The organism is Plantactinospora siamensis (assembly GCF_042434095.1).
GTDB lineage: Bacteria > Actinomycetota > Actinomycetes > Mycobacteriales > Micromonosporaceae > KBS50.
This window is the reverse complement of sequence record NZ_JBHLUE010000034.1, coordinates 130,325-142,726: the sequence shown is the minus strand read 5'-3', so window position 1 is coordinate 142,726 and position 12,402 is coordinate 130,325. Positions and strand designations below refer to the sequence as shown.

At 72.9% G+C, this 12,402-nt stretch carries 10 protein-coding genes; 7 read left to right on the top strand and 3 right to left on the bottom strand.

All coding sequences use genetic code 11. The features are described 5' to 3' along the window. Positions 1 to 84 precede the first annotated feature (84 nt). On the bottom strand, positions 85 to 1,323 hold the full coding sequence (locus ACFFHU_RS29775) for an MFS transporter (protein WP_377343796.1): 1,239 nt from the start codon (positions 1,321 to 1,323) through the stop codon (positions 85 to 87). Between the two features lie 293 nt (positions 1,324 to 1,616). On the opposite strand from ACFFHU_RS29775, the gene kdpF reads away from it, so the two are divergent. The 6 genes from kdpF to ACFFHU_RS29745 all read left to right on the top strand — a co-directional run bounded on the left by kdpF (position 1,617) and on the right by ACFFHU_RS29745 (position 9,635). Then, a complete protein-coding gene (kdpF, locus tag ACFFHU_RS29770) occupies positions 1,617 to 1,706 on the top strand; it encodes a K(+)-transporting ATPase subunit F (protein WP_377343795.1) in 90 nt (29 codons plus the stop codon). Then, positions 1,706 to 3,361, top strand: coding sequence for a potassium-transporting ATPase subunit KdpA (gene kdpA, locus ACFFHU_RS29765; RefSeq protein WP_377343794.1), 1,656 nt, complete (start codon positions 1,706 to 1,708; stop codon positions 3,359 to 3,361). The genes kdpF and kdpA overlap by 1 nt, the downstream gene beginning before the upstream one ends. 5 nt (positions 3,362 to 3,366) lie before the next feature. Beyond that, on the top strand, positions 3,367 to 5,454 hold the full coding sequence (gene kdpB / locus ACFFHU_RS29760; RefSeq protein ID WP_377343792.1) for a potassium-transporting ATPase subunit KdpB: 2,088 nt from the start codon (positions 3,367 to 3,369) through the stop codon (positions 5,452 to 5,454). Next, on the top strand, positions 5,454 to 6,335 hold the full coding sequence (locus ACFFHU_RS29755; RefSeq protein WP_377343791.1) for a potassium-transporting ATPase subunit C: 882 nt from the start codon (positions 5,454 to 5,456) through the stop codon (positions 6,333 to 6,335). The genes kdpB and ACFFHU_RS29755 overlap by 1 nt, the downstream gene beginning before the upstream one ends. A gap of 130 nt (positions 6,336 to 6,465) precedes the next feature. After that, the gene (locus ACFFHU_RS29750; protein WP_377344069.1) at positions 6,466 to 8,946 is read left to right on the top strand and encodes a sensor histidine kinase; all 2,481 of its coding nucleotides are present in this window, start codon (positions 6,466 to 6,468) and stop codon (positions 8,944 to 8,946) included. After that, entirely contained in the window at positions 8,943 to 9,635 is a 693-nt protein-coding gene (locus tag ACFFHU_RS29745) for a response regulator (RefSeq protein WP_377343790.1), read from the top strand. Before ACFFHU_RS29750 ends, ACFFHU_RS29745 begins: the two co-directional genes overlap by 4 nt. 19 nt (positions 9,636 to 9,654) lie before the next feature. On the opposite strand, the gene ACFFHU_RS29740 is transcribed toward ACFFHU_RS29745, so the two are convergent. Continuing rightward, the gene (locus ACFFHU_RS29740) at positions 9,655 to 10,134 is read right to left on the bottom strand and encodes a MarR family winged helix-turn-helix transcriptional regulator (RefSeq protein ID WP_377343789.1); all 480 of its coding nucleotides are present in this window, start codon (positions 10,132 to 10,134) and stop codon (positions 9,655 to 9,657) included. Positions 10,135 to 10,216: 82 nt separating this feature from the next. Here ACFFHU_RS29740 and ACFFHU_RS29735 point away from each other — a divergent pair, with 82 nt between their 5' ends. Continuing rightward, entirely contained in the window at positions 10,217 to 10,867 is a 651-nt protein-coding gene (locus tag ACFFHU_RS29735) for an FMN-dependent NADH-azoreductase (protein WP_377343788.1), read from the top strand. 147 nt (positions 10,868 to 11,014) lie between these two features. Here the strand turns inward: ACFFHU_RS29735 and ACFFHU_RS29730 are convergent, their stop codons facing one another. Beyond that, positions 11,015 to 12,358 (bottom strand): 6-phospho-beta-glucosidase, encoded by a 1,344-nt coding sequence (locus ACFFHU_RS29730; RefSeq protein ID WP_377343787.1) that lies wholly within the window; start codon positions 12,356 to 12,358, stop codon positions 11,015 to 11,017. Positions 12,359 to 12,402: the final 44 nt, after the last annotated feature.

The following is a 12,402-nucleotide window of genomic DNA, read 5'->3' as shown; positions in this document are numbered from 1 at the left end:
CGATGCGGTCGGCACCGTTCTCGGCACACCGGGGAGTTCCGCCGGTGGTCGCTGCGGGCGCGGCGAGTCGTAGGGCGGTTCGGCTCAGCCGACCCGCGCCGCTGCTGCGCCGGTCCCCACGAGGCGCGGCCGGCGCAGGCCGGCCCGGATCAGGTACGGGTAGGCCAGCCCGGCGGCGGCGAGCAGCCCGGCCACCCCGAGCCAGCCCGGTACGCCGTACCCGATCACCAGCGCGGTGAGCACCGGCGGCGCGATCATGTTCCCGACCTGCCGGCCGGTCTGGTAGGCGGCCTGGTACTGGCCCTGCGCCCAGTCCGGCGCCACGTCGAAGATCACCGCGAAGGTGGAGCTGGACAGCCACAGCTCGCCCAGCACGTGCACCGTGGCGGCCGCCAGCACGAGCGTGCCCACCAGCCAGGACGGCCGGTGGGCGGTGAGAGCGAGCAGCAGGCAGGAGGCGGCCACCAGGAACGCGCCGCGCCGGGCCACCGGGATCGCGTCCACGGCGGTGTCCGTGCCGCGGGCGGCCCGGACCTGCAGCGTCACGCAGCCGATCGTGTTGATCAGCAGCGCCGCCGTGACCAGCGTGACCGGGGCGTGCGTGTAGCGGATCAGCCACAGCGGCAGCGCCAGGCTCAACAGCTCGTTGAACAGCGCCGCCACCGTGCCGTCGACCAGGACGAACGCCAGGAACGGCCGGTCGGCCAGGGCCGCCAGCCGGGATCCGGCCGGCGGCCTGGCCACCGGCTCGGTGGCGCGGGCCCGGCTGACGACGCCGGCCGCGAGCAGGTACGTGGCCGCGTTGCCGAGCAGCACGGCGAGGTAGCCGGCGCGGCTGTCCAGCAGCAGGGGCAGCCCGCCGGCCAGGGTGCCGAGCGCCACCCCGGCGTTGTTGGTGGACCGGATGAAGGCGCGGGTGCGTACCCGGTCGGCGGGCGGCACGGCCGAGGCGATCATCGCGCCGTTCGACGCTTTCACGGTGGCGTCGCCCACCGCGATGACGCTGGCCAGCACGGCGAACGACCACAGGCCGGCGATCCGGGTCAGCCCGAGGAAGCAGGCCGCCACCACCAGCAGCGACCCGAGCTGCATCCGCTTAGGGCCCAGCCGGTCCACCAGGTAGCCCATCGGGGTGGTGAGGGCGACGCCGGCGAGGGCGGCCGCGCTCAGCCCGAGGGCCACCTCGGCCGGGCTCAGCCCGACCACGCGGGTGAGGAAGAGCGCGCTGGTCGTCAGGTACGCCCCGTTGCCCAGGGTGTTCACCCCGGTGGCCAGCATGAGGATCCGGGGGGTGCCGGGGGCGGGGAGCAGCCGGGTGAGCACGCCGCCGATTAAACAATACGTACGTACGGTTTGCAAGCCGATCTGATCGCAGCGGGCCCCCATCGACGGACGGCGTCAAAACGGCGTCAAGAAAACCCGAGTCCCCGTCACGGTCGCGTTATAGGCCCTGTCAGTCGGGCTCCCGAGGGGATTTGATTCGCGGCGCGACCCGAAATCGGTCGTAGGGGTCCTTCGCTTCAAGAGGAGTCAGCCGTGTCTGACGTGGTGTTCGTGTTGTTGACGGTGGCGCTGTTCGGGGCGCTCACCCTCGTGCTGAGGGGCGTGGAGAAGCTGTGAGCGCCGTCAACATCGTCGGCCTGGCGCTGTCGATCGGGCTGGCCGCCTACCTGGTGGCGGCCCTGCTGTTCCCGGAGCGCTTCTGATGACCACGACAACGGCCGGCATCGTATTCATCCTCTCCCTGGTGGTGGCGCTGGTCGCCGCGTACCGGCCGCTCGGGGACTACCTGTACCGGGTGGTGTCCGGCGACCGGCAGTCCAGGGTGGAGCGGGGCGTCTACCGCCTGGTGGGCGTCAACCCGGCCGCGGAGCAGACCTGGGGCGTGTACGCCCGCGGCGTGCTGGCCTTCTCGGCCGTGTCGATCCTGTTCCTCTACGCCTTCCAGCGACTGCAGCACCACCTGCCGCTGAGCCTCGGCTTCGCCGGGGTCGTCCCGCACGGCGCCTGGAACACGGCCGTCTCGTTCGTGACCAACACGAACTGGCAGTGGTACTCGGGTGAATCCACCATGGGCCACCTGGTGCAGATGGCCGGTCTCGCGGTGCAGAACTTCGTCTCGGCGGCCGTGGGCATCGCGGTGGCGGTGGCGCTGGTCCGCGGCTTCGCCCGCAGCCGCACCGGCGAGCTGGGCAACTTCTGGGTCGATCTGACCCGGATCGCCCTGCGCGTCCTGCTGCCGATCGCGGTGCTTGGCGCCCTCGCGCTGATGCTCGGTGGCGTCGTGCAGAACCTCTCCGGCGGCACCGACGTCTCGACGCTGACCGGCGGCGCGCAGCACCTCACCGGCGGCCCGGTGGCCAGCCAGGAAGCGATCAAGGAACTCGGCACCAACGGCGGTGGCTTCTACAACGCCAACAGCGCCCACCCGTTCGAGAACCCCACCTCGTGGACCAACTGGATCGAGATCTTCCTGATCCTGGTCATCCCGTTCAGCCTGCCCCGGCTGTTCGGCCGGATGGTGGGCCAGAACCGGCAGGGGTACGCCATCGCCGCCGTGATGGCGATCCTGGCGCTGGCCAGCGTCGCGCTGACCAACGTCTTCGAGCTGACCGGCAGCGGCACCGTGCCGCGGGCGGTTGGCGCCGCGCTGGAGGGCAAGGAGATCCGGTTCGACGTGTCGAACTCGGCCACCTTCGCGGCGGCCACCACGCTCACCTCGACCGGTGCGGTCAACTCGTTCCACGACTCCTTCACGGCACTCGGCGGCATGATGACGCTCGGCAACATGATGCTCGGCGAGGTGGCGCCGGGTGGCGTCGGCTCCGGCCTGTACGGCCTGCTGATCCTCGCCGTCATCACGGTCTTCGTGGCCGGCCTGATGGTCGGGCGCACGCCGGAATACCTCGGCAAGAAGATCGGCAGCCGTGAGATCAAGTTCGCCTCGATGTACTTCCTGGTCACCCCGGCCCTGGTGCTGATCGGCACGGCGGCGGCGTTCGCCACCGGCCACAACTCCACCGCGCTCAACGTCGGCCCGCACGGGTTGTCCGAGGTGCTGTACGCGTTCACCTCGGCGAGCAACAACAACGGCTCCGCCTTCGCCGGCATCACCGTCAACACGCCGTGGTGGAACGTGACGCTCGGGCTCTGCATGTTGATCGGGCGATTCCTGCCGATCATCTTCGTGCTGGCCCTGGCCGGCTCGCTGGCCCGGCAGCAGCCGACCCCGGCATCCGAGGGGACCCTGCCGACCCACCGACCGCTGTTCGTGGGGATGGTCGTCGGCGTCACGGTGATCCTGGTCGCCCTCACCTTCCTGCCCGCCCTCGCGCTCGGCCCGCTGGCCGAAGGAGTGTGAACACCATGATCCGGTCCCTGCCGGACGCGCTGCGCAAGCTCGACCCGCGCGCCATGTGGCGCAACCCGGTGATGCTGATCGTCGAGGTGGGCGCGGTGTTCACCACCGTGCTGGCCGTGGCCGACCCGTCGGTGTTCGCCTGGCTGATCACGATCTGGCTGTGGCTCACCGTGGTCTTTGCCAACCTCGCCGAGGCGGTCGCCGAGGGCCGGGGCAAGGCCCAGGCCGCCGCGCTGCGGCAGGCCAGGAAGGACACGATCGCCACCCGGCTGCTCGGTTGGCGGCCGGGTGCCCCGGCGGGCAGCTACCGGGACGAGGCCGTGCCGGCGCCCCAGCTCAAGCAGGGCGACATCGTCCTGGTCGAGGCCGGGGGCACCATCCCGGGCGACGGGGACGTGGTGGAGGGCATCGCCAGCGTCGACGAGTCGGCCATCACCGGCGAGTCCGCCCCGGTGATCCGGGAGTCCGGCGGCGACCGCAGCGCGGTGACCGGCGGGACGAAGGTGCTCTCCGACCGCATCGTCGTCAAGATCACGCAGAGGCCGGGAGAGAGCTTCATCGACCGGATGATCGCGCTGGTCGAGGGCGCCAACCGGCAGAAGACCCCGAACGAGATCGCGCTGAACATCCTGCTGGCCGCGCTCACGATCATCTTCCTGCTGGCGGTGGTGACCCTGCAGCCGCTGGCGATCTTCTCGAAGGGTTACTCGGCTGCCGCGCCGGACACCGGGGCCGTCACCGGCGGCGGGGTCACCGGCATCGTCCTGGTCTCCCTGCTGGTCTGCCTCATCCCCACCACGATCGGGGCGCTGCTGTCGGCCATCGGCATCGCTGGCATGGACCGGCTAGTGCAGCGCAACGTGCTGGCCATGAGCGGTCGGGCCGTGGAGGCGGCCGGCGACGTCAACACGCTGCTGCTGGACAAGACCGGCACCATTACCCTGGGCAACCGCCAGGCCGCCGAGTTCCTCCCGGTGGCCGGGGTCGAGGCACAGACGGTGGCGGACGCCGCCCAACTGTCCAGCCTGGCCGATGAGACCCCCGAGGGCCGCTCGGTGGTGGTGCTCGCCAAGAACGCCTTCGGGCTGCGGGAGCGGGAACCCGGGTTCATCCCGCACGCCACGTTCGTGCCGTTCACCGCGCAGACCCGGATGAGCGGCGTGGACATCGGCGCCGAGAGCGTGGACGGCGGGGTCCGGCACATCCGCAAGGGCGCCGCGGCCGCGGTGCTGAAGTGGGTACGCGACAACGGCGGTCACCCGACCGGTGATGTCGGCGAGCTCGTCGACGCGATCAGCGGCACCGGCGGCACCCCGCTGGTGGTGGCCGAGCGCGTCGACGGCGAGCCGGCCCGGGCGCTCGGGGTCATCCACCTCAAGGACGTGGTCAAGTCCGGAATGCGCGAGCGGTTCGCCGAGATGCGCCGGATGGGCATCCGGACCGTGATGATCACCGGGGACAACCCGCGTACCGCCAAGGCCATCGCCGACGAGGCCGGGGTGGACGACTTCCTGGCCGAGGCCACCCCCGAGGACAAGCTCGCGCTGATCAAGCGGGAGCAGGAGGGCGGCCGGCTGGTCGCGATGACCGGAGACGGCACCAACGACGCCCCGGCGCTGGCCCAGGCCGACGTCGGGGTGGCGATGAACACCGGCACGTCGGCCGCCAAGGAGGCCGGCAACATGGTCGACCTCGACTCGGACCCCACCAAGTTGATCGAGATCGTGGAGATCGGCAAGCAACTGCTGATCACCCGGGGCGCGCTGACGACGTTCTCCATCGCCAACGACATCGCGAAGTATTTCGCGATCATCCCGGCCATGTTCGCCGGGCTCTACCCGAGCCTGGACACGCTCAACATCATGCGGCTGGCCAGTCCGGAGTCGGCCATCCTGTCCGCGGTGATCTTCAACGCGCTCGTGATCGTGGCGCTCATCCCCCTCGCGCTGCGGGGTGTGCGCTACCGGCCGGCCAGCGCAGCCAAGCTGCTCGGCCGCAACCTCCGGGTCTACGGCCTCGGCGGCATCATCGTGCCGTTCATCGGCATCAAGCTCATCGACCTGCTCATCCAGCTCATCCCGGGGATCTCGTGATGCGTCTCCCATCCTGGCTGTCCCAACATCTCGCGGCGCTGCGGGCCGTGCTCGTGCTGACCGCGCTGCTCGGCCTGGCGTACCCGCTGGCGCTGGTCGCCGTCGGGCGGCTACCCGGCCTCGACCACCGGGCCGACGGCTCGATCGTCACGGCCGGCGGCAGAAAGGTCGGCAGCGCCCTCATCGGCCAGTCGTTCACCGACGCCGAGGGCAGGCCCGTGCCCTGGTACTTCCAGAGCCGGCCCTCGGCGGCCGGCGACGGGTACGACCCCACGTCCACTGCGGCCAGCAACCTCGGCCCGGAGAGCGTGGTCGACACCCTCGCGACGAACCCCGACGACGCCAGGCTGAGCCTGCTCACCCAGGTGTGCGAGCGCAGCCGGGACATCGGCGCGCTGGAGGGGGTCGACGGGCGCCGCCCGTACTGCACGGCCGACGGGGTCGGCGCGGTGCTGGCGGTGTTCCGCGCGCACGGGCTGACCGGCCCGGTCACCCGGGTGGTCAGCGTCAACCAGGCGGCCCCGGCCACCCCGTTCCTCGCCTCCTACCAGGGGGTCCGGGTGGAACTCGCCAAGCCGGGCGAGGACTACGTCGCCGAGGGCGGCCTGGTCACCCCGATCCGGGGCGACGCGCCGGACCGGCCGGCCGTGCCGGCCGACGCGGTCACCGCGAGCGGCAGCGGCCTCGACCCGCAGATCAGCCCGGCGTACGCCGAACTCCAGCTGGCCCGGGTGGCCCGGGAGCGCGGCGCGGACCCGGCGGCCGTCCGCCGGCTGGTGGCCGCGCACACCACCGGGCGGGCGCTCGGCTTCATGGGCGGCCCCGGGGTGAACGTGCTGGAGCTCAACCTGGCCCTGGACCGCGAGTTCCCGCGCGGCTGACCGGTTAGGAAGGGTCCCCTGCTATACAAAAGGCGATAACAGGGGGCCCTTCCTTCGAAGGGAGGGACGGGTGCGGGGCGAGCTGCGGATCTATCTCGGGGCGGCGCCGGGGGTCGGGAAGACGTACGCGATGCTGGAGGAGGCGCACCGGCGGGCCGAGCGCGGCACCGACGTGGTGATCGGCTTCGTCGAGACGCACGGCCGGAAGCACACCGCCGCCATGATCGGCGAGCTGGCGCAGGTGCCGCGGCGCGCCATGACCTATCGGGGCGCGGAGTTCACCGAGCTGGATCTCGACGCCGTGCTGGCCCGCCGGCCCGAGGTGGCGGTCGTCGACGAGATGGCGCACACCAACGTGCCCGGCTCCCGCAACGACAAGCGGTGGCAGGACATCCAGGAACTCCTGGACGCGGGCATCACGGTGCTCACCACCGTCAACGTCCAGCACCTCGAATCGATCAACGACGTGGTCACCCAGATCACCGGTACGGTGCAGCGGGAGACCGTGCCGGACGAGATCGTGCGGGCCGCCGAGCAGGTCGAGCTGGTCGACATGACGCCCGAGGCGCTGCGCCGCCGGATGGCACACGGCAACATCTACCGGCCCGACAAGATCGATGCGGCGCTCGGCAACTACTTCCGGGTCGGCAACCTGACGGCGCTGCGCGAGCTGGCCCTGCTCTGGCTCGCCGACAAGGTCGACGACCAGCTCGACGCGTACCGGGCCCAGCAGGGCATCTCGGCCACCTGGGAGGCCCGGGAACGGGTGGTGGTGGCGCTCACCGGCGGGCCGGAGGGCGACACGCTCGTTCGCCGGGCGGCCCGGATCGCCGCCCGGGGCAGGGGTGCCGACCTGCTCGCCGTGCACGTGGCCCGCAGCGACGGGTTGGCCGGCGCCGATCCGGCCCGGCTGGCCCGGCAGCGGGTGCTGGTGGAGAGCCTCGGCGGGACGTACCACCAGGTGCTCGGCGCGGACGTGCCCGCCGCCCTGCTGGACTTCGCCCGCGGGGTCAACGCCACCCAGCTGGTCCTCGGGGCGAGCCGGCGCGGCCGGTTCGCCCAGCTGTTCTCGCCCGGGGTGGGCGTCACCACGGCGGCCCAGTCCGGCGCCATCGACGTACACCTGGTGACCCACCCCGAGGTGGGGCGCGGCCGGCGGCGGTCGGCGGTGCCCGCGGCGCTGTCCCGGCGGCGCCGGCTGGCCGGCTTCGGGCTGGCCGTCCTGGGCATGCCGGTGCTGACCGCGCTGCTGGCGCTGTTGCCCGACCTGACGCTCACCAACGACATCCTGCTCTTCCTCGCCGGAGTGGTCGGGGTGGCGCTGGTCGGCGGTCTCTGGCCGGCGCTGCTGGCGGCCCTCGGCGGATCGCTCCTGCTCAACTGGTTCTTCACCCCGCCGTTCCACACGCTGACCATCGCCGAGGCGGACAACCTGCTCGCCCTCGGAGTCTTCGTGGCCGTCGCCGTCGCGGTGAGCTGGGTCGTCGACGTGGCCGCCCGGCGCACCCGGGAGGCGGCCCGGGCCTCGGCCGACGCGCAGACCCTGGCCACCGTGGCCGGCGGTGTGTTGCGGGGCGAGCGCCCGCTGCACGCCCTGTTGGACCGGCTGCGGGAAACCTTCGGGCTACGTGCCGTGAGCGTCCTGGAGCTGGCCGCCGAGGCGCAGCGGCGGCCGGACCGGGCCCGCGAGGAGGGCGTCTGGCGGGTGGTGGCCAGCGTCGGCGACGAGCCGCCGTGCAGCCCGAGCGCCGGCGAGACGAACGTGCCGGTCGACGACCGGATCACCGTGGTGCTCTGCGGCCGGCGGCTGGAGGCGGCCGACCGGCGGGTCGTCGAGGCGTTCGCCGCGCAGGCCGCCGTGGCGGTGCGGCAGGAGCGGCTGGCCGAGGAGGCCGCCGCGGCCCGTCCGCTGGCCGAGGCGGACCGGATGCGTACGGCGCTGCTCGCGGCGGTCAGCCACGACCTGCGTACGCCGCTGGCGTCGGCCAAGGCGGCGGTGAGCAGCCTGCGCAGCCCGGACATCGAGTTCGACGTCGAGGACCGGGACGAGCTGCTGGCTACCGCCGACGAGTCGCTGGACCGGCTCGGCCGGCTGGTGGCCAACCTGCTCGACATGAGCCGGTTGCAGGCCGGGGCGCTGGGGGTACGGGCCGCGCCGATCGGACTGGAGGACGCGGTGCCGCGGGCACTCGACGAGATCGGGCCGGCCGCCGCCGACGTACGCACCGACATCCCGGCCGATCTCCCGGCCGTCACGGCGGATCCGGGGCTGCTGGAGCGGGTGCTGGTGAATGTGGTGGCGAACGCCCTGCGGCACAGCCCGCCCGGCGAACCGCCCCGGATCACGGCGAGCGCCCACGGCGGTCGGGTCGAGCTGCGGGTGATCGACACCGGTCCGGGCATCCCCGAGGACCAGTGGGAACACGTCTTCCTGCCGTTCCAGCGGCTGGGCGACCGGGACAACCAGACCGGGGTGGGGCTCGGGCTGGCGCTGTCCCGAGGGCTGGCCGAGGCCATGGGCGGCAGCATCACCCCGGAGACCACGCCGGGCGGCGGCCTCACCATGGTGCTGCGGTTGCCGGCGGCGCCGCCGGGCGGGGGGACCGGATGATCCGCATCCTGGTCGTGGACGACGAGCCGCAGATCCTCCGCGCGCTGCGGATCAACCTGCGGGCCCGGGGGTACGACGTGGACGTGGCCGCCACCGGCGCGGCGGCGCTGCGGGCGGCGGCCGGCCATCCACCCGAGCTGGTGGTGCTCGACCTGGGCCTGCCCGACCTGGACGGCGTCGAGGTGATCCGCGGGCTGCGGGGCTGGACCAGCGTGCCGATCATCGTGCTCTCCGGCCGGGCCGGCAGCGCGGACAAGGTCGCGGCCCTTGACGCGGGGGCCGACGACTACGTCACCAAACCGTTCGGGGTGGACGAGTTGCTGGCCCGCATCCGCGCGGTCACCCGCCGGCTCGCGGTCCCGGCCGAGGCCGGCGTTCCCGGGGGATCGACGGCCCGCATCGGTCGGCACATGATCGACCTGGCCGACCGTACGGTGCTGCGGGACGACGGCGTCGAGGTCAGGCTCACGCCCACCCAGTGGGCGGTGCTGGAGAGGCTGCTCCGGAATCCGGGCAAGCTGATCAGTCAGCGCCAGCTGCTGCACGAGGTGTGGGGACCGGAGTACCAGAACGAGACCAACTATCTGCGCCAATATCTGGCCCAGTTGCGCCGCAAGCTCGAGGACGACCCGGCCCGCCCGCGCCACCTGATCACCGAGCCCGGCATGGGCTACCGCTACCGCCCCTGATCCGTCCCGAAGAGACGGGTCAGCAGGTCGGCGGCGGGGTGGTCGTGTCCTCGATGCAGGGCACGGCAGCGCCCTTGGTGGCCTGGCGGAGCAGGTCGTAGAGCGTCTCGCGCTGCCGGTCGTCGAGGCAGCCGAGCACCTCGTCCTCCGCCTCGGCCAGCGTGCACTCGGCCTCGGCGAGCCGCGCCTGCCCGGTCGCGGTCAGCTCGACCACGTGCCGGCGCCGGTCGTCCGGGGAGCGTCGCCGCCGGACCAGCTGCGCGGTCTCCAGGTCGTTGAGCAGGCCGACGATGTTGGTGCCGTCCATCTCGAGAAGCTGGGCGAGCGCCTGCTGGCCGATCCCGCCCCGATCCCGGAGCAGGGTGAGGGCCACGAGGTGGCGGGGCCGCAGCCCGAGCGGCGCCAGCGCCGTCTCGGCGCGCAGCCGCAACCGCCGGGCCAGGTGGTCGAGCAACGGCCCCGAGCGGCGCTCCGGCTGGTCAACCGGTACGGCGGGCACGTGACCAAGGATACCCGCAGGCCCCGCTACCGGCATGCTATAAACGATTAGCGCAGCACTAATCATTATGAGGAGACAAGCCATGCCGCATTTGCTGCACATCGACTCGAGCATCCAGGGGGAGCGCTCGGTCAGCCGCCGGCTCACCGCCCGCGCCGCCGCGGCGTGGCGGCGCGCCCACCCCGGCGGCACGATCACGTACCGCGATCTTGGCGCCGAGCCGCTGCCGCACCTGGACGCCGCCGGCGGCCTGGCCCGGATGACCCCGCCCGATCGGCACACCGCGGAGCAGCGGGCGTCCTGGGAGCTCAGCGCCCGGCTGGTCGACGAGGTGAAGCGGGCCGACACGGTCCTGCTGGGTCTGCCGCTCTACAACTTCGGCGCCCCGAGCAGCGTCAAGGCCTGGGTCGACCACCTCATCACGCCCGGGGCGGCGTACGACCCGGCGAGCGGGACCGGCCTGCTCGGTGACCGGCAGTTCATCGTGCTGGCCAGCCGGGGCGGCGGGTACGGCGCGGACACCCCGCGCGCCGGCTGGGACCACGCCGAACCGTGGCTGCCGCACGGCCTGTCCATGACCGGCCTCCGGCCGCAGTTCATCACCGCCGAGCTGACGCTCGCCCCGGTGAACCCCGCCATGGCCGCGCTGGTGCCGCTCGCCGAGCAGAGCCTCGCGGCCGCCGAGCACGCCATCGACCAGCTCTGGCTGCCCGCCGCCTCCGCCGCGGCCTGAACCCCCACCCCGCGCCCCCGGCCCCCGGCTTCCCACCGGGATCGCGTCCGGGCTGATCATGAAGTTGGCGGGCGATTTGATCATAAAGTCGCCCGCCAACTTCATGATCGACGCCGGTGGGCGGGGTCGGTTGCGCGGACGTGGGGGTTAGTGGAGCAGGTCGGCCAGGCCGGGCAGCCGCTCGCGGTAGCCGGCCAGCAGCCGGCGGGCGGTGTTCACCGAGTCGACCAGCGGGTGCAGCGCCAGGGCCCGTATGGCGAGCGCCGCCGAACCGGTCACGGCGGCCTCGATGGTCAGCTGCTCGACGGCCTTGACCTGCTGGACGAGCCCGAGCATGTGGCCGGCCAGCGGTTCCGTGGCCACCGGCCGGGCGCCGGCCGCATCCACCACGCAGGGCACCTCGACCACGGCGTCCGGGGGCAGCCCCGGCACGGCGCTCCCGTTCCGGACGTTGAGGATCATCGTGCCGGCCCCGCCGCCGCCGAGGGCGGTCATCAGGTCGAGCGCCACCTGCTGGTAGCCGCCGCCGGCGACGTCCTGCGGCCGCCGTTCCCCGGCCCCGCTGCTCTGCCGGCCCTCGGCCAGGTACGTCGACTCGCGGTCGGCCCGGGTCCGGTCCCATAGCTGCAGGGCGGCGTCGGGCCGGCGGGACACCTCCGCGTAGAAGCGCTCCTGCTGCCGGCGCAGGTACTCGCCGCGGGTCGTCCCGGCCGATTGGATCGCGGCCACCGCCTCCCGGGTGAAGTAGTAGTAGTAGAGGTACTCGTTGGGGATGACGCCCAGCGAGCGGACCCAGTCCGGCCCCAGCAGGCGCGCCTCCTCCAGCTCACCCAGGGCGGCGTCGTTGGCCAGCAGTTCGGGCAGCCGGTCCACCCCGTCCACCCGGAGCGCCCGCAGCCAACCGAGGTGGTTGAGCCCGACGTAGTCCAGGGCCACCCGGGCCGGGTCCTCGCCCAGCGCCCGGGCCGCCCGGTCGCCCAGCCCGACGGGGGAGTCGCAGATCCCGACGACCCGGTCACCGAGCCGGCGCCGCATCGCCTCGGTCACCAGCCCGGCGGGGTTGGTGAAGTTGATGACCCAGGCCGCCGGGGCGAGCCGGGCCACCCGGTCGGCGATGTCCAGGCAGACCGGCACGGTCCGCAGCGCGTACGCGAGGCCGCCCGGCCCGGTCGTCTCCTGGCCGAGTACGTCGAGTTCGAGCGCGACCCGTTCGTCCACGGTGCGTCCGGCGAGGCCGGCCACCCGGATGGCCGAGAACACGAAGTCGGCGCCGGCCAGCGCGTCGTCCAGGTCGGTGGTCGGGCGTACCCGGGGCGCGTCCGGGTGCCCGACGGCCAGCTGGGTCAGGACCGCGACGATCGCGTCGAGCCGGCCGCTGTCCGGGTCGTACAGCACCACCTCGCGGACGTCCGGCCCCCGGTCCTGGGTGAGCAGTTGCCGGTAGACGAGCGGCACCCGGAAGCCGCCGCCGCCCAAAATGGTGAGTATCACGCTGCGGCCCGATCGCCCACACGCATCACGGCCTCGAAGCTAGC